At 45.3% G+C, this 18,297-nt stretch carries 15 protein-coding genes; 11 read left to right on the top strand and 4 right to left on the bottom strand.

The window, feature by feature from the left end:
- Positions 1 to 179: 179 nt before the first annotated feature.
- Complete coding sequence (locus Q1A40_RS10150; protein WP_299999774.1) at positions 180 to 1,094, bottom strand: LysR family transcriptional regulator; 915 nt, start codon at positions 1,092 to 1,094, stop codon at positions 180 to 182.
- 93 nt (positions 1,095 to 1,187) lie between these two features.
- On the opposite strand from Q1A40_RS10150, the gene Q1A40_RS10145 reads away from it, so the two are divergent.
- From Q1A40_RS10145 to pptA, 3 genes are all read left to right on the top strand, one after another.
- Positions 1,188 to 1,664 carry a DMT family transporter gene (locus Q1A40_RS10145; protein ID WP_299999772.1) on the top strand — a complete coding sequence of 159 codons (477 nt, stop codon included), beginning with the start codon at positions 1,188 to 1,190 and terminating at the stop codon, positions 1,662 to 1,664.
- A gap of 85 nt (positions 1,665 to 1,749) precedes the next feature.
- A complete protein-coding gene (locus Q1A40_RS10140) occupies positions 1,750 to 2,562 on the top strand; it encodes an arylamine N-acetyltransferase (protein WP_299999770.1) in 813 nt (270 codons plus the stop codon).
- Positions 2,563 to 3,738: 1,176 nt separating this feature from the next.
- Positions 3,739 to 3,969, top strand: a complete 231-nt coding sequence (gene pptA / locus Q1A40_RS10135) for a tautomerase PptA (RefSeq protein WP_299999769.1) — start codon at positions 3,739 to 3,741, stop codon at positions 3,967 to 3,969.
- A gap of 94 nt (positions 3,970 to 4,063) precedes the next feature.
- Here pptA and tyrP read toward each other — a convergent pair whose 3' ends face one another.
- Both tyrP and Q1A40_RS10125 read right to left on the bottom strand, forming a co-directional pair.
- Complete coding sequence (tyrP, locus tag Q1A40_RS10130; RefSeq protein ID WP_299999768.1) at positions 4,064 to 5,275, bottom strand: tyrosine transporter TyrP; 1,212 nt, start codon at positions 5,273 to 5,275, stop codon at positions 4,064 to 4,066.
- A gap of 389 nt (positions 5,276 to 5,664) precedes the next feature.
- Positions 5,665 to 7,362 carry an NAD-dependent malic enzyme gene (locus Q1A40_RS10125; RefSeq protein ID WP_299999766.1) on the bottom strand — a complete coding sequence of 566 codons (1,698 nt, stop codon included), beginning with the start codon at positions 7,360 to 7,362 and terminating at the stop codon, positions 5,665 to 5,667.
- 287 nt (positions 7,363 to 7,649) lie between these two features.
- Here Q1A40_RS10125 and Q1A40_RS10120 point away from each other — a divergent pair, with 287 nt between their 5' ends.
- The 3 genes from Q1A40_RS10120 (at position 7,650) to Q1A40_RS10110 (ending at position 11,454) form a co-directional block, all read left to right on the top strand.
- Positions 7,650 to 8,573: an aminoimidazole riboside kinase gene (locus Q1A40_RS10120; RefSeq protein ID WP_299999764.1), complete on the top strand. Its 924-nt coding sequence runs from the start codon at positions 7,650 to 7,652 to the stop codon at positions 8,571 to 8,573.
- A gap of 150 nt (positions 8,574 to 8,723) precedes the next feature.
- The gene (locus Q1A40_RS10115) at positions 8,724 to 10,250 is read left to right on the top strand and encodes a carbohydrate porin (RefSeq protein WP_299999762.1); all 1,527 of its coding nucleotides are present in this window, start codon (positions 8,724 to 8,726) and stop codon (positions 10,248 to 10,250) included.
- A 172-nt stretch (positions 10,251 to 10,422) separates the two neighbouring features.
- Positions 10,423 to 11,454, top strand: coding sequence for a LacI family DNA-binding transcriptional regulator (locus tag Q1A40_RS10110; protein WP_299999761.1), 1,032 nt, complete (start codon positions 10,423 to 10,425; stop codon positions 11,452 to 11,454).
- A gap of 262 nt (positions 11,455 to 11,716) precedes the next feature.
- Here Q1A40_RS10110 and Q1A40_RS10105 read toward each other — a convergent pair whose 3' ends face one another.
- On the bottom strand, positions 11,717 to 12,775 hold the full coding sequence (locus Q1A40_RS10105; protein ID WP_299999759.1) for an FUSC family protein: 1,059 nt from the start codon (positions 12,773 to 12,775) through the stop codon (positions 11,717 to 11,719).
- A gap of 722 nt (positions 12,776 to 13,497) precedes the next feature.
- On the opposite strand from Q1A40_RS10105, the gene Q1A40_RS10100 reads away from it, so the two are divergent.
- The 5 genes from Q1A40_RS10100 (at position 13,498) to Q1A40_RS10080 (ending at position 18,210) form a co-directional block, all read left to right on the top strand.
- Positions 13,498 to 13,785 carry an antibiotic biosynthesis monooxygenase gene (locus tag Q1A40_RS10100; protein ID WP_299999756.1) on the top strand — a complete coding sequence of 96 codons (288 nt, stop codon included), beginning with the start codon at positions 13,498 to 13,500 and terminating at the stop codon, positions 13,783 to 13,785.
- 295 nt (positions 13,786 to 14,080) lie between these two features.
- Positions 14,081 to 15,154 (top strand): MBL fold metallo-hydrolase, encoded by a 1,074-nt coding sequence (locus Q1A40_RS10095; RefSeq protein WP_299999754.1) that lies wholly within the window; start codon positions 14,081 to 14,083, stop codon positions 15,152 to 15,154.
- Positions 15,155 to 15,256: 102 nt separating this feature from the next.
- Positions 15,257 to 16,012 carry a hypothetical protein gene (locus Q1A40_RS10090; RefSeq protein ID WP_299999752.1) on the top strand — a complete coding sequence of 252 codons (756 nt, stop codon included), beginning with the start codon at positions 15,257 to 15,259 and terminating at the stop codon, positions 16,010 to 16,012.
- A gap of 284 nt (positions 16,013 to 16,296) precedes the next feature.
- Positions 16,297 to 17,529 (top strand): NO-inducible flavohemoprotein, encoded by a 1,233-nt coding sequence (hmpA, locus tag Q1A40_RS10085; RefSeq protein ID WP_299999750.1) that lies wholly within the window; start codon positions 16,297 to 16,299, stop codon positions 17,527 to 17,529.
- 228 nt (positions 17,530 to 17,757) lie between these two features.
- Positions 17,758 to 18,210: an Rrf2 family transcriptional regulator gene (locus Q1A40_RS10080; protein WP_299999747.1), complete on the top strand. Its 453-nt coding sequence runs from the start codon at positions 17,758 to 17,760 to the stop codon at positions 18,208 to 18,210.
- The last annotated feature ends 87 nt before the right edge of the window (positions 18,211 to 18,297 follow it).

Raw genomic sequence — 18,297 nt, 5'->3', positions numbered from 1 at the left:
CTAGCCGGAAATCAGGGTAGAAGTAAAACCAGAAATCTGCGATTTCTGCCAAACGAAGCACGGCAAAAAATAAAAGTAGCGGTGATTTCGCACTGTTAGTGCAGCTCGGGATAAAGCAAAACTGCTATGCCTGATTCCTATAGTTGTCAAATTTTGCTGCAAATTCAGACTCATTACTTTCAAAAAAATGTTTTACTGGCGTGAGCGATATCCACAATCTGCTGGCGTAACCATTGATGTGCCGGGTCGATATCGCGGCGAAGATGCCAGAGTTGTTGGAACCAAAAGGGCTTAATAACCAGTGGCGGTTCAAAGATACACAGTGCCGGATTGAGTGGTGTGACATTACGACTGGCGACGGTAAGAATTAAATCGCTACCGGGGATCAAATCATTAGCAACACGCCAGTGTGGAAGCGTTATTTGTCTTTTCCTTTCCAGCCCAAGAGCTGCAAGATCTGACTCAATTTCTAACCCGTTGTTGGACGGATGCGTAACAATCACATGTGGCCTGGCAAGCCACTCGGCTAAACTCAGCATCCTGTCGGCAGGTAAGGTACTGGCATCCGCCACGCTGATAAATCGTTCCTCAAAAAGAGGCTGCTGTCGTAATGTTTCGCCATTCAGTCCGGGAAAAACACCCAGCGCAATATCCACTTCACCTTCATTAGCCTGAGCTATCATCATCTCACGGCTGGCTTGAGTGACTACTAATGAGATGTCCGGCGCCTCAGTGCGTAAGCGTCTGACCAGTTCAGGGAGAATCAGCCAGGCTCCATAGTCTGACATTGATAAGCGAAAAGTACGTTTTGATTCTGCCGGAACAAAAACAGGGGCTTCCAGCAAGCCTTCCAGCCCTTCAAGCGCTTCGGTTAACGGCGAAAGCAAACCACTGGCTTTAACACTCAGTTCAAGATGCTTCCCTCGGCGAATAAGCAGCGGATCATCAAAAATCGTTCGTAAATGCGCCAGTGCATGGCTGACAGCAGGCTGACTTTTATGCAGGCGAATAGCCGCCCGGGAGATGTGTTTTTCCAGTAATAAGGCATGGAGTGTGACAAGTAAATTAGTATCAATACGACGAAGGTTATTCATTTCGCGAATAGTTCCCAGGGTGAAATACGAATTGGTATCTATATTTCATATAACTGATGATGGCGGTTCGATCCATCGTTTTCTGAGGTTTATATGTTTTCAACCAGTGGACTCTATACTTTATTGCTTATCGGACTGGCATTGATTGCCGGCGCATTAGTGCCGTTTCAGGCGGGAGCAAATGCTATTCTCGGCCGTACTCTCGGTCATCCACTCTGGGCAACGGTCGTTTCATTGCTCGTCAGTCTTATGTGTGTTTTACCGCTGATTCTGGTTCTACGCTTGCAGTTACCTAAATTCGGTGAGGCTTTCCAGGCACCTGTCTGGATATGGTTTGGTGGCCTGGCAGGGGTTATTTTTATCACCGCGGCGCTAATGCTGGTGCCCCGGCTGGGAGGGACTGGGTTTATTGCCGGGGTGATTGCCGGACAGATGCTGACCGCCTTGATTATTGACCATTTCGGTTTAATGGGCCTGGCGGAAAAATCGGCCAGTCTGGGACGTATTAGCGGCGTTCTGGTGATTTTTGTCGGGGTAATTATTATTCAGCGTTGTACTCCCCCGTCTTAATAACAGGAGTAAGCATTTTTTAACATTTAATCACGGGTATTTAGCGATACAGTGCGGGGATGATTAATTAGAAAGGAAAGTCACTATGTCATTTTGCCTGGAAAGTTACTTTAAACGCATTAACTATCAAGGTCCCCGCACCGCGACTCTGGAAACATTAAAACAGTTACATATAGCTCATACCCAGACGATTGCCTTTGAAAATTTGGATGTCTTGCTGGAGCGAACAATCAAGACAGATGATGATAGCGTATTTGCTAAACTGGTTTCTGCGGGGCGTGGGGGCTGGTGTTTTGAACAGAATGGGCTGTTCCGGAGGGTACTCTTTGAGCTTGGATTCAAGGTGACGAATTTATCCGGACGCGTGCTACTGGCTAATCCTGCCCGCTTACCGGCGCGTACCCACCGTATTACCCTGGTAAATTTTGGCGATGAAGCCTGGCTTGCTGATGTGGGGTTCGGTGGTCAAACTTTACCGATCCCGATTCGTTTACATGCCGGTGAAGTTCTCGACACCGCATACGGGCGCTATATTCTGGAACAAGAAGAAGGATTCTGGTTATTGAAATACCAGAACAGCGAAAAGACGCTGAAAATGTACAGCTTTAACCTGGAGCCTCAGTTTGACTCAGATTATGAGATGGGCAACCATTATGTCTCAACCTGGCCTGCCTCCCATTTCCGCCATTGCCTGACCTTGAGTTTGTATCATCCTGACGGCGGGCGCAGCACGCTCTATAGTGCGGCAGAAAAAATGCCTGAGTTCAGTCATCCGGAAGCGTTATATCATCATCTACAACATCAGTTTAATTTACGTTTTGATGATAACGAGCAGGGGATCTCGCTGGATGAATTTACGGCGATGCTGGAACGCTTGAAACTGTTGGACGAAAAATAAGTTAAATGATACCTCTAACTAATAAAGGCAGTTAATTAGAGGTATGCTGGTCAGGCAACAATAAAGCCTTTTATCTCAACCTTGTTTGGGTTCATCAACGTTACGGTTGCGTGTTTTTTCTCTCGCTTGTTATTTCTGATGACTGAGAAATAACAAGCAGTTATCTTCTGCCGAACATTTTCACTTGAACGTTATCCATGTCGACATCTAAGTCTCAGAGTCTTAAAATGCTCATCCATCGTTGCAGGAACACCCCCTCCAGGCGAGAATCGAATAGCGGGAGTTTATGAAGTATAATGAGCGGATCTGACATTGTTAAATAGCTAAGACTGTCTCCTGTAGGTGACACACTATTTCGAATGATCGTTAAATAAATATATATTTACGAATTAAGCGCCAAAAAAGGCAATAAATCTAAAAAATCCCTTACCCATTTAAGTGATTTTATTTTAGCATAGCGGGCAGTTTTAAATGCTGGTGGACTCTGTGCAATGAAAAATATTATTTTCGTTATCCTTCTTGCTTTAATGGTACTGGGCGCTTTTGCTCATGATCCTCAACCCGTTGCAACAACGGATATGATTACCACGATGAATAGCCGATAACCGGGTTTTGGCTCATCCGGATCCCTTATTCTGGTTTCTTGGCTTAATGCGTGAATTGTTATAACACGATGTTTTTTAAAGCAAGATAAAAGAACAGACCTCCACTGGGCTGTTGCTTAACGTGTTTTATAGCTAATCGCGTTACGCTTTTCTCTGCTCGCCCATTGTTCACTATTTGCGAGTCCACGAGCTGAATTGACGTGCCGAATTTATATATAACCAGCAGGTATTTACGCTTGCGGCGGCAAACCTCCTTTGGGTTAATATTCCTGCACTATATTGTTAATAAGTTACTATTCCTGCTGTTATTATCATGTTATTTTAATCTTTCGATTTATCCTGCCTGTTATAAATAGTTTTTCACCAGAATTTGGCAATAAAGATGTATCGTTTTCCTGTCATCAATATTTTGGCCACATGAAGGCAAGCGAAATCCTTTTTTGCTGCATGATTTCATCAAAGCATCCGTAGTGTGCTTGTTCGGTATACTGGCAATGGCAAAGATTGCTTGCACCAGGAAGGCCTTCCACTGTAAAACAGTAGGTTAAGTCAGCAATCACGAGAAACCTCCATGCCACATATTGAAATTAAATGCTTCCCACGTGACTTAAGCGAAGAACAAAAGCAGGCGTTGGCGACAGATGTCTGTGATGTTTTGAAAAAACACTTTGGCTCAAAAGATGAGTCTCTGTCCGTGGCATTACAGATGGTAGAACAGGCGCAGTGGAAATCAGAGGTCTGGGATACACAAATTGCCCCCCAGATGGCACAGTTACTTAAAAAACCAGGTTATCAGTTATAATTGAGCAAGATGTGTTGTAAAAAGGCCCTGCAATAACAATATGCAGGGCCTTTTTATTTTACTGGCAATCAGTGTGGCGCCGTGAAAGGCTGTCTCAGCCAACCTTCGGCAATAAACCCAGCGTTATCGAGAACTGAATCAGCACAATCATAACACCGCAGGCAAAAACAATAACCAGTAGCGGTTTACCTCCAGCCACGTTAAATACACGCTCAGGATGATGTTTACGGCTCTGCCAGACCAGCATAGACGGGATCATTAATGCCAGTACGGCCAGAGCAACACCGGCATAACCCAGCGCCATTACGAAGCCCTGGGGATAGAACAGGGCAAATATCAGTGGCGGCAGAAAGGTCATCACCCCGGTTTGTAATCTGCCGGAAGCTCGACGATTACGAGAAAAGAGATCCGCCAGATAATCAAATAAACCTAACGAGACGCCAAGGAAAGAGGTCGCCAGGGCGAAATCAGCAAATAATTGAATGACCAGCCCCACTTTCGGTGTTGCCACAACCTCGCGGATCACTTGTAGGAAACCACTCAGTCCGGTGTGATGGGTTGCCAGAGTATCAAATGTGGCCCCATCAATTGAACCCAGCGTTACCAGTTGCCAGAAAATATAAGCAACCAGCGGGATGGCGCTACCAATAATAAAGATTCGGCGTAGTTTAAGCTGGTCGCCGCCCATATAGCTGATGATACTGGGTACGCTACCATGGAAACCAAAAGAGGTGAAAATAACAGGAATAGCAGACAGCGCGAGACCTTGTTCAATCGGCAGAGTTAACAGGTTGGTATGATGGATATGCGGCATCATCAAGGCCAGCATCACCACCAGCAGAATAACTTTTGCGGTAAACAAAATTCGGTTAAACATATCAACCATATGGGTGCCGATACAAACCACTCCGCCCGCAACGAGAGTGAAGAGAAGAACCCCCGAAGTCGCGGGAATATCCATGACTAACCAGTGACTCAGGCTGGCCGCCAGAAGTTCACCTGCACCGCTGATATAGGCCGCTGTTAATGCGTACATCAGAAATAGCATACTAAATCCCGTCAGCCACTGACCGGGACGACCAAGATAACGTTTGGCGAGTGTACCTAAACCGGTATCGGCAGAACTATACTGATAAACTTCGACCAACAATAATGCGGTGTAGCACATTAATGCCCACAAACCGAAAAGCATCAGCAAAGTAACACCGAAACCCACACCAGCAGAAGCCAAGGGCATAGCAAGCATTCCTGCTCCAATGGTGGTTCCGGCAACGATAAAAATACTGCCAAGAGTGCGATTCTTCACGTTTTCCTCTTTATTAATAAACAGAAACATCGCTTTATGCCGCGCAGAGTAAGGGAAAAGGTCTTTTTCGTCAAATGAGGGTTACGGGAGGTGTAATTCCTAGTTTACGCTCTTGAGTTTTGTTGTGTGACGTTGTCACAAAAAGCGATAGCTGGCAGGATTCTGTTTCTGAATAATTCTGATTGAGGGCGGGCTGCCAGGCGTTTAAAAATCAGAAAAGATGAGAAAAAAGTATATTCCCTTCAAATCTTAAGTTTCCAGGCTATTTTGGGGGCCCGGAAAACTCGAGTTATTTATAATACGGACATTAAATTCAATGCGTTAATTCGCTTTCTGCACACTAAGGACGGCCGCTTCCCGCTCAATGAAGAGCGGGAAATGTCTTTGGGTCAGATAGAGGTGCGGCGATAATCACGATATTCTGGTTTCCAGAAATTATCATCAATTGCCTGGTGTAACGCTTCATCAGAGGTGAGCGTGGCCAGACCTTGTTGCTGTGCGGTTTTTGCCACAGCAAAAGCAATCGCCCGGGAAACAAGTTGAATATCTTTCAATTCAGGGAGGACCAGACCTTCACCATTTTTTACCAACGGTGAATGTTCCGCCAGTGCCGCACTGGCGGCCATCAGCATTTCATCGGTGATGCGCGAAGCACCAGAAGCGATAACGCCGAGACCAATTCCCGGGAAAATATAGGAGTTGTTACACTGGGCAATAGGCAAGACCTTATCCTGCCACTGTACCGGAGCAAAAGGACTTCCGGTGGCGACTAGCGCCTGTCCTTCGGTCCAGGTAATAATATCTTGCGGGGTCGCTTCCACCCGGGAAGTTGGGTTTGATAACGGCATGATAATAGGCCGTGGACAATGTTTATACATCTCACGGATCACCTCTTCGGTGAACAGACCGGCCTGACCGGAAACGCCAATCAGAATATCGGGTTTCACATTGCGCACAACGTCCAGTAAGGACAATGCTTCACTGGTAGTATCCCAGTCATTCAGCTTGTCACGTTTCTGTACCAGTTTAACCTGGAACGGAAGCAGGTTTGGCATGTTATCGGTTAACAGACCAAAACGATCGACCATATAAACGTTGTTGCGTGCCTGAGTCTCACTGAGCCCTTCATGCTGCATTTGCGCGATGATTTGTTCTGCAATGCCGCAACCTGCGGAACCCGCACCAAGGAAAACAATTTTTTGCTCATTTAACTGACTGCCTGCAGCTTTACTGGCGGCGATTAATGTTCCGACCGTGACAGCCGCGGTGCCTTGGATATCATCATTAAATGAACATATTTTATCGCGGTAGCGCGTTAACAACGGCATGGCATTTTTTTGAGCGAAGTCTTCGAATTGCAGCAGAACGTTTGGCCAGCGATGGCGCACCGCCTGAACAAACTCATCCACAAATTCGTAGTATTCATCGCCGGTTATCCGTGGATGACGCGCTCCCATATACAACGGGTCATTCACTAATTGTGGGTTGTTAGTACCGACATCCAGAACGACTGGCAGGGTATAGGCCGGGCTGATTCCGCCGCATGCAGTGTAAAGCGAGAGCTTACCTATCGGGATACCCATTCCCCCAATACCTTGGTCACCGAGGCCGAGGATACGCTCACCGTCAGTGACAACAATCACTTTGACGTGCGGTATGGTAATGTTTTGAAGAATATCATCCATATGCTGACGGTTATCGTAATTAATGAAGACACCACGAGCACGACGATAAATTTCTGAAAAACGCTCACAGGCGGCACCAACAGTGGGGGTATAAATCACTGGCATCATCTCGACCAGATGATTTTCAACCAACCGATAGAACAGTGTTTCATTGGTATCCTGGATATTACGCAGGTAGATATGTTTATCTATTTCGTTTTTAAAACCCTGATACTGAAGCCATGCACGCTCAGCTTGCTCATCGATGGTTTCGACCGCGCCGGGGAGTAATCCCAGTAGATTGAAGTTAAGTCGCTCCTCAAGACTAAAAGCACTGCCTTTATTAAGCAGAGGGAACTCGAGTAAAACCGGACCGGCATAAGGAATATAAAGAGAACGGTGCTTTTTTGGCTTGGTGTTCATTTGGTTACTCTACAGTTTTCAATATGATGGTTTGTCAGGAGATCCTGGCGAGTGGATAACTGCCAGTATTACACAAGATATATGAACAAGAACAAAGCATTGTTCAATTACCCGTCATACTTCACGTTACCTGGACGTTGTCTGTATCCCGCCCGCCGATATCCATAGTTTATCTGTGCTTGTGGGTAACAAACAGGAAGATAAAATATTTTTCTTAATCGCTTACTTTTTTTGTGATTTAATAAGCTAAATGGTTTTAGCAACTTTTAGCCTTTGTGGAGAACAGTATGAGTGAAAAAGTCTGGGTGCTGGGTGATGCGGTTGTGGATCTGCTGCCTGAAGGTGACAGTCATTTATTAAAATGTCCCGGAGGCGCGCCGGCAAATGTGGCGGCGGGGATCGCCAGGCTGGACGGTAAGAGTGGTTTTATTGGTCGAGTGGGCGACGATCCTTTCGGCCATTTTATGAAGCAAACTCTGAATGATGAAAACGTTGATACAAGTTTTATGCACCATGACGCAGTACACCGGACTTCTACCGTAGTTGTCGCGCTGGACGAGCAGGGGGAACGTTCATTTACATTTATGGTTCGCCCCAGTGCCGACTTGTTTATCGTAGCCGATGACTTACCTGACTTTAACCCCCGGGAATGGCTGCATACCTGTTCTATTGCGCTCAGTGCGGAACCAAGCAGAAGCACGACCTTTCTGGCTATGAAACAAATTAAAGCGGCAGGCGGAAAAGTCAGTTTTGATCCGAATATTCGCACCGATTTATGGACAGACGAGGAACAATTACGTGCCTGTCTTGCTGATGCCCTTGCAATGGCTGATGTCGCGAAGCTCTCGGTCGAAGAATTGCAATTTATTAGCGGTGAATCAAATTTACAGCGTGGGATAGACAAGCTGATTTCATTTTACCCGCTACAATTATTACTGGTCACCCAGGGCAAAGAGGGCGTCATGGCCCATTATCAGGGAAAAACGCACCATTTTCCTTCCAGACCCGTGGTCTGTGTTGATACCACCGGGGCAGGAGACGCGTTTGTTGCGGGACTGCTGTGTGGACTGGCTGAACAAGGTATGCCAGAAAATATCGTACAACTAGAACAGATATTAATTCAGGCTCAGTTATGTGGTGCATTGGCCACGACTGCCAAGGGGGCGATGACAGCGTTGCCTCGTAAGCAAGATTTGGTTAAATATTTGTAACATCAGCACACGATTTGTAAGCTTCATCACAGTTACCTTACCCGATTCATTTTTTTTGTTGCTCAGGAAGATATGACATGTTTATCTCACTAAGCTAAATCGGTTTAGCAGTGGTGTAACGTAAATATAATTAGTAAGGATGCAATATATATGTACAAACAAAAAAAACTTGCATTGATGATAGCGGTGCTCGTCGGCTCAGCCTCTATGGGGGTACAAGCTGACTCGAAAAGTGTTGAAGCTCGTCTTGCGGCTCTTGAACAACGTCTTCAGGCTGCTGAAGAGCGCGCTCAGGTTGCAGAACAACGCGCAGTGGTTGCAGAAAAACAAGCGCAGCAACTGGCTGTGCAACAGCGTACAACCGAAGCGACCGCTGTATCCGTCGCTGAGCGTACTGCAAAACTGGAAAGCAAAGCGGATGCCAGCAGCGGCTTTGAGTTCCATGGTTATGCACGTTCCGGTTTACTGATGAACGGCTCAGGCTCCAGTACCAAAGGTGGGCCATATTTAACGCCAGCGGGTGACACCGGCGGTGCGGTCGGACGTCTGGGTAATGAGCCTGATACCTATGTTGAGCTGAATCTTGAACATAAACAAACTCTTGATAACGGTGTAACCACACGTTTTAAAGCGATGGTTGCTGATGGCCAGAAAACCTATAACGATTGGACAGCGGATTCCAGCGATGTGAACGTTCGTCAGGTCTATGCTGAACTGGGCAATTTACCGGGCTTTGATGGTCCGCTGAAAGGCAGTACTTGGTGGGCAGGTAAACGCTTTGACCGCGATAACTTTGATATTCACTGGTTAGACTCTGATATCGTCTTCCTGGCGGGGACCGGTGGTGGTGTCTATGATGTGAAATGGAATGATGACTTCCGCAGTAACTTCTCTATCTACGGTCGTGATTTTGGGCCAATTGAAAATGAGAGTAACAATACCATCCAGAACCATATGTTAACCGCAAACAACTTTATGGGTCCGTTCCAGGTGATGGTCACCGGGTTACGTGCGAAAGACAATGAGAACCGTAAGAGTGGTAATGGCGTCGATATTATCAATGGTTCGGACAAAGCACACAATGGTGTCCATGTTCTGGCCGGTCTCCATAACGATAGCTTCTACGGCCTGCGAGAAGGCTCTGCGAAAACCGCGATTCTCTACGGTCATGGTTTAGGTGCTGAGGTGAAAAGTATTGGTTCTGATGGTGCACTGTTGTCAGAAGCGAACACCTGGCGTTTTGCGAGCTACGGCGTAACCCCGCTGGGGGATGGCTGGCATATCGCGCCGTCGGTGATGGCGCAAAGCAGTAAAGATCGCTATGTGAAAGGCGACAGTTATCAGTGGGCTACTCTGAATACCCGTCTGATCAAAGAGATAACGCAAAACTTTGCTCTGGCGTTTGAAGGTTCTTACCAGTATATGGATCTGAAACCTAAAGGTTTTGAAGATCGTAACGCGGTGAATGGCAATTTCTATAAACTGACCTTTGCCCCGACGCTTAAAGCGGAAAAAGTCGGTGACTTCTTCAGCCGTCCGGAACTGCGTCTGTTCGCCACCTGGATGGACTGGAGCAGCAAACTGGATAACTACTCTAAAGAAGGTTCATTCGGTAACGATGGCTTCACCTCCGGCGGAGAGTGGAACTTTGGTGTCCAGATGGAAACTTGGTTCTAAGTTTTATCGGCCCCCTGTGTTGGTGGGGGCCGATAACCTGCCAGTGGCACGCTGTCCTGAGTTTATACTCGGAGGGCCGCGACTTCGTCAAATTATCACTCTCTTATGCTACTGCTCCCTCTCTGTTTGCATGATAAACTGCTGAGAATTATCCTTAGTTTCGGGTTTTTTTGTGCATAAAATCAAACGTGTCACGATAAAAGACGTGGCGGAACTGGCCGGGGTTTCTATCGCCACGGCAAGCCTGGTATTGAATGGCCGGGGAAAAGAACTACGCGTTTCTGCTGCGACGCGCGAACGCGTGTTGATTATTGCGCAACAGCAAAAATATCAACCTAATATTCATGCCCGATCGCTACGAGATGAGCGTAATCGCACACTGACCCTGGGGTTGGTTGTGCCGGAAATGACAAATTATGGTTTTGCCGTCTTTTCATTTGAGCTGGAAACGCTGTGCCGTGAAGCTGGATTACAGCTCATTATTTCTTGTACTGATGAGAATCCAGGCCAGGAAACCATGGTCGTTAATAATATGATTGCCCGCCAGGTTGATGGCCTGATAGTGGCATCTTGTATGTTTTCAGATGATTTCTATCGCAAACTCAGTGAACAATTACCGGTGGTCCTTTTTGACCGTAATATGTCCGGCAGTCAGTTACCCTGTGTACTCACTGAGTCGACGCAATCTGTCCGTGAGTTAATTGCGCCCATTGCCAGTCAGTCACCTGATGAGTTCTATTTTCTTGGTGGTCCGCCACGGCTGTCACCTACGCGTGACCGGCTGGAAGGCTTTATTCAGGGACTACAGCAAGCCGGGATAACGCCTCGTCCGGAATGGATTATTCACGGAAAGTATCATTCAAGTGCCGGATACGAAATGTTTGCCGAACTCTGTGCCCGGCTGGGGCGTCCACCGAAAGCCGTTTTTACTGCGGCCTGTGGTCTGCTTGAGGGCGTTCTGCGTTATATGCACCAACATAATTTACGCGACCAGCCTGTCTGTCTGGCCAGTTTTGATGACCATTATCTTTATGATTCTCTCTCTTTGCCGATCGATACGGTTTCGCAGGATAATCGTCAGCTGGCACTACATTGTTATACCCTGATTACTCAGCTTATTCAGGGGGAGGTACCGGAGAAGCTTCAGATCAGCCAGTCTGGCAATATAAAAAGACGCATTATGACAGACAGGTCTACTCGCTGAGTCTCTTCGTCGAGATCTGAAGGATTTTGCGGTTTTGAAGAGGACCTGCTATTACGGACTAAAATGAACAGCGCAAGACACATGCCCTCTATGGTTAACAGAGAACAATTGGGGGCCATGCTTATCGCGCAGGCATTGAGTATCAATAGCTATTCCGTTATCTATTGTGTTGGTATATACCCGTCATATTTCAAGTTGCTTGCACGTTGTGTGCGTGAGACAAGCAACTCGAATTATTTTGGATACAGTCCTAACTTTAGCCTTAATTAAAGAGTTTAAAACGTGAACCAATACACCGGAAAAAGCATGAAATATAATAACCTACCATAACAATACCTCCTCCTATAATGGTATCAATAAGGCGTTGTACTGCATAGTTTATGTCATTACTTCCAGGCTGGATAATATTTATCAATAATAAAATTAGCGGAGTTAAAAAAACAGCTTGTAAAACATACGAGCGACTCATAGCCCAAGGTAACACAAAAGAAAATATAGACATTACAGTTACAAAATAAATATTTTTCGGTATTAAAATCAATACTATAGCACCGATGATAACGCCGAAAAAAGTGCCGATAATTCGTTGTGGCGCCCGTGCCTGCATTGGACCTAAGTCAGGCTTAATAACCAGGCCAACCGTTAAGGGTATCCAAAACCAATGAGGGTTATTATCTATTAGATGCATGCTGTAAGCAACGCCAAGACATAATGCGAGCGTACACGCCGATATATACTTCGACTCTTTTGCCTGCGGAGGTTCTTTATTAACCGAAGGAGGAGGGGTTTCATCTTTTTTATCTTCGGGACTGCTGATTATATTGCGTATCAAAAATTCCAGGCTCAAGATTATTATATATAGCAATGTTCCGACTAAATACAGAATCGAGGGTTTCCAGAAGTTCTCTATGGAGGGTACACCTAATGCAATGGATGCTAATAATAAGAACTGTAGCATTCCTATTGATAGCGTATGATTAATACGACTTAAAAATTGAGATGCTGCACCAAAAAACATCATGGATAAAATCACCAAGCTCCATGACAATTCATTCAAATATCCAACAAGATAACCAAGGGAACCAATAATAGCCGAGAGAACCATTCGACTACAGACATAACGATACGTCCCTGTCGTTTCACCTGTTATCATCATAAGACAACCCATACCTATCCACATACCCGTCATTATATCGTTAGATAACAACCCGTATATGAATGGGATAAAGATGCTTACTGCGGCGCGAATAGCTCGCCCCCATCTCCAGTGACTTTGAGAAACATTAGCAATTTGGGATTTTTTTTTCAGAATCACGTTCATTTCTCACTCTGTTTTGCTTTGTTAGGTATTTGATAAAAATCAATAGATTTATCGATACGTTATCCTGGATACGACATTACAGATGAAAGCCAATAACACGTGGACATCTTGCACTATTAGAATGTAAAAACTATCAATATCATTTGATATAAAAACGTTAATCAAATATTACATCATACGAGACATAAACCACAAGAAAGAAGGTTCTGATTAATTGAATATACATCACGTGGTTGGGAATCGTCGTAGTAGTTACAGATACTGGCTGTAGCCAAAGAACCTGATGCCACAAAAGTGGCATAACTGACTCCTGTGCGCGACGTTTATCGCGAAAAAATGGTTTCTCAGGTGCGCGCAGCATTGCTGTATGGTCACAACTAAAGATATAAAACTGAGCTATTGGTGGGAGCGAAGTTGCTAATTGTGCTTAATGTTATCAGTTGTCAGCACGTACAATATGCAGATAATAAAAATTTATACAGTCCCTGTTAATGATTTTAATACTGAGGCGATGTCAAATGTTTATCTGCGTGATTTAATATATCTATGTTAAGCGCGTTAAATTTTGATGCTATGTCACAGACACAAATAACAGAACGCGATCGTCTGTTAAGAATAGACCACCTCAGTCAATGGGTGAGGGGCGTTTTTTGCAAGAAACGAGTTATCGATTTATAGAAACTGCTCCATCGATTTAACCGTTACTATGATAAGGAATAAATATGAATAATACGGGACATTTTATTACGGCAAAAGTTTTGGTCAATTCACAGTGGTCTGTCGAAGAAGGAAAGCAAGCCCTTGAAACCTATTGCCAGAAGGTGCGACAGGAGCCCGGCTGTAATCAGGCTTTAGCGTTACAGGATAATATTCAACCACGATGCTTTATATTGTGGGAGCATTATGAAAGCCAGGCTGCTCATCAACAGCATTTCACCCAGCCACATACCCATGCGTTTATCAAGGCGGGTTGGGTAAGTCTGGTTGAAGTCGTCGAAACAACACGCTGATATATTACATGGCCCTGTAGTTTTCAACGTTGAATATGGGGCTATGCCGCTTGTCATTAACGGGATCGCTCTCTCGATGAGTATATCCTGCACCCGGCCATCCGCCAATGTACATCTCAGCCGCGTTCAACTCGCTTAAAGTGCGCTGCCTATATACTCTGTTATTGATTGCTATTAACATCATTCTGATAAAAGCGCTGCTGGCGTAACGGGAGTGACTGTTTAAGATCCCGGCACGATAATTTTTTAGCAGACCTCTCCCCCGAACGGCTTATTTAACGGATGATTCAAACAAATGACACGACTTTACAAATGGATTATTGCCCGTGTTCTGGCCATTCCTGCGGCGTGTGCAGCACGATTGTCGCGTACTTTTCCAGGATACCCGGAAAGCCCTCACTTTAATAAAGAAAAAGGCCGATTTGTTAATCCACAGCCAATGAGCGGAGTCGCATTCAGAGACGGTATATCGGCATTATTAGAAATGTTGCAGGGCCTGAGTCAATATGGACCGAAGAAACCGTTGCCAACAATAACACCAGACTGGCCGCTGTTTCTTCAGAATGACAATATCAATCGTTTTATCTGGTTTGGTCACTCCACATTACTGATGAGAGTCGGACAACAAACCGTGGCAGTTGATCCAGTACTGGGTAAGTCAGTTTCACCTTTAGTCGTGAATATGCGACGCTTTCAAGAACCCGCAGCGCCTCTGAATGAATGGCCCCAGGTGAATATGATATTGCTATCACATAACCATTATGACCATCTGGAAGAAAAAACACTCAAGCAATTCGCCGGAACGTCGACGCGTTTCATTGTTCCTCTTGGCGTGGGGGAATATCTTACCCCGTTGGGGATACGGGCTGAAAATATTACCGAACTCGAGTGGTGGCAGTCACTGAATTATCAAAACGTTAGCTATACTCTGGTACCCGCATGGCATAATACCGGTCGTGGTTTGCGTGATACCGATAAGAGTTTTTGGGGGGGATATATTATTCAGCAGGCTGATGACACGATATATTATAGCGGAGACTCCACCTATGGCTTCCATTTTGCTGAAATTGCCCGCCGCTTTCCCAATATCAGTCTTGCTTTTATTGAGAACGGGCAGTACGACAGACGCTGGCCGAATAATCATATGACGCCGGAGCTGACCGTTCAGGCAGCAGAAGACTTGCAGGCTCATCGTGTGGTGCCTGTTCACTGGGGAGCTTATACCATGGCTTTTCATCCCTGGAGTGAACCGGTACGGCGTAGTATTCCTCTGCTGCGTAAAAAGGGAATACAGACGTTAACGCCCCTTCAGGGACAGGTTTTTGATAAAAATACCCCGACTGAAGAGTGGTATCTGAAGCTTGAATAACGCATCAATCGTGACAATATTTTAAGGGTTATTCCTTCTCGTCAGATGACAGAGTGAAATTTAAAAATGAATATTACTGAAAGCATTTTAAATGTTGTTGCTATGAATTCTGTCGTACTTTTTGTAGCGATATTTTTATTAATGCTAGGCTCTTCTGTTGTCGGGAAGTGTCTGTTTAAAAAAAAACACCCCGGTGACGATATCGCAAATGATGAGGCAAAAATCATTCTTGGCGCCTTATTATCATTACTTTTTTTATTGATGGGATTTATTCTGTCCATAGCGATTGGAGGATATAACGCCCGGGAACAGACAGAAGAGCAAGAAGCCATTGCTATTGCCAATGCGGTGCAAAATACCGCGATGCTTACTACAGAAAGTCAGCAACAAGCCTACCCATTACTGCAGCAATATCTCAGTACGCGTATTGCTTTTTTTAACTCGGGCACGCACATCTATTCCCAGCCATTACAGAATCAATCGATCGCTATTCAGAAAACATTGTGGGACATCGCCAAAAATGAAGCTAAAACCAGTACCGTTAACGGATTTAGCCTGGTATTAAGCTCTTATACCGAGCTGTACAACACCCAGGCCAGAACAACGGCTGGATGGCGGGATCAAATTCCAGGCGCGGCCTGGTTATTGTTGATAATCTTCTCTGTCGCAGCTAACTACTTGATAGGTCATAATATTCGGGGGTTGCGCGGGCGAAACTCACTGATTATAACCTTGCCGCTGCTCACAACCCTGGCACTGTTTATGATTGCAGAAATAGATGTGCCGGGAGAAGGGGTGATTTATGTCAAGCCGGATAACTTGTTGATTTTGCAAGAAGGTTATCTTTCAGCTGAATGATATTGGGGCGTTTTAGCCCTTTTTTAATGGTTTATTAGTTACATCATACTAATGGTTCTTGTTGATGGCGATCAATGCCAGCTTCCGTTGGCGCGGTTTTATGTTTTGCAGAAGTCACCTTTAAACACCCAGTGCGAACTTCTCTGGTAACGCATTCGGGAATGTTTCAGAAGATCTTTTTCCTGCTGATAACCAGGCTAAAACCCATAATATAACAAAGGAATTGTCAGCGTCTGAATAAATGTGTATTTTAAATGCATCTTTAAGAGAGAGGAAAGAAAACGATGTTAACCTCAAAGCAGAAAGAGCTGGTAAAAGCCACTGTCCCGGTATTAAAAGAGAGCGGTGCCGCTCTGACTGATTATTTTTATAAACGTATGCTGGGTAATAACCCGGATCTTAAAGAGACCTTTAACCTTGGGCATCAGCGTAGTGGGGCACAAGCACGTGCTCTGGCGGGGGCGGTGTTAGCTTATGCGGAAAATATTGATGATCCTTCAGTGCTTGCTCCGGCCGTTGAGCTTATCTGCCATAAACATGTGAGTTTAAATATTCAAGCTCCTGACTATGCGATTGTCGGTGAAAATTTACTGCATTCCATCAGCGAAGTGCTGAGTATTCCGATGGATGACGAACTGATTGTTGCCTGGGGCATTGCCTATCAGCAACTGGCTGATTTATTTATTGAAACCGAAAAATCACTTTATCAGCAGCAACAAGCGACGCAAGGTAGCTGGCTGGGCTGGCGTGAATTTGTCGTTGAGCGCAAAGAACAAGAAAACGCTGAGATTACGTCGTTTTATCTGGTGCCGAAAGATAAACAAGCGCTGCCAGTTTATCAGCCAGGACAGTATATTACTGTGCGAGTAACTGTCCCTGAACTCGGCATCAAACAGCCACGTCAGTACAGCCTGTCAGATAAACCATCGGGTAAATATCTGCGTATATCAGTGAAACGTGAGGATGCTCATCTCGAAGGGCAGGATCCCGGTTATGTTTCATCAACATTGCATAATGTGATTAATGAAGGGGATGTGATTGAAGCCAGCGCCCCCACCGGGAATTTCTTCCTGGTTAATCAGGATAACAATAATGTACTGATTAGCGCCGGAATCGGTCTTACACCGATGATAGCGATGCTAAACCAGCTTATCTCACATGAAAAAACGGATAAAACACCTGCCAGACAAATAAGTTTTATTCATGCGGCACGTCACCCTGATGTGCATGCGATGCGTAAAGATGTGGATGCTTTAAAAGAGCAAAACCCACGCTTGTATACTTATACTGCTTATGAGTCAGTCACTCAGGGGGAAGTCCTGGGTAAAGACTACCAGTATCAAGGTCGCCTGGATTTACAACAGGTTCCGGAAGCGCTACTCCCGAAAGATGCAGACTACTATCTTTGCGGCCCGCTCCCCTTTATGCAGCTACAGAATGCCGCCTTACTGGCTCGTGGCATTCCGCAACAGCAAATTCATAGTGAAGCATTCGGGACTGGGGGAGTAAAACTGTAATATAATGCAGGCATTGGCTATAACCCTGAATAGTTAAAGTTGTTTAATTTATACCCCAAATAATTCAAGCTGCAGGACAAAACGTCTGGGTTTGACCAACGCAACCTGTTGATCCGTCACTCACAGGAAATTGATGTATGACGGGCAGATTTGAGGTATTTCGGGAATAGCATATGTTGAGTTAATCGCCGGGGGAAAAGTATATTCCCCTGGTATAACGAGGACCTAATGAAACTTCACCAGTTTACCGATCTTGGCTTGCGGACACTTATTTTCCTGACACAACCGGCTCGTGAAACCCCTTTTACTATCAGCCAGACGGCCGGTGAACTTCAGGTCTCCGTTAACCACCTGGTAAAAGTGGTACATTTTATGGGGCAGCAAGGGTGGATCCATACCGTAAGAGGTCGTAACGGTGGTATTTACCTGGCGAAAGATTTGAAGGAGTATCGTCTGGGTGAAATAATCCAGACTCTGGAAGAGCGGGCTGATGAATCAAAATATATCGTTAACTGCTATGGACCCGTCTGCCCGTTGATTAATCACTGTAATTTAAACGGTATGCTGCAAGATGCCATGCAGGTATTTATCCAGCATTTAAATCAATACACGCTTGCTGATGCTGTACGTAACCGACATACCCTGAGCGAGTTAATGCGTATTCCATTGACGCAGACATAGAAAAAAATCGCTATCCGTCATGTACTTTATCTCGTTTTGTGAGTGTTTTTGGTTTTCGTCATTTTTTACGCACGGCATTGTTTTTAC

The sequence above is a fragment of the uncultured Cedecea sp. genome (assembly GCF_947498825.1).
GTDB lineage: Bacteria > Pseudomonadota > Gammaproteobacteria > Enterobacterales > Enterobacteriaceae > JGM124.
Note: the sequence above shows the minus strand (reverse complement) of the source record. Positions and strands in the feature narration are given on the sequence as shown.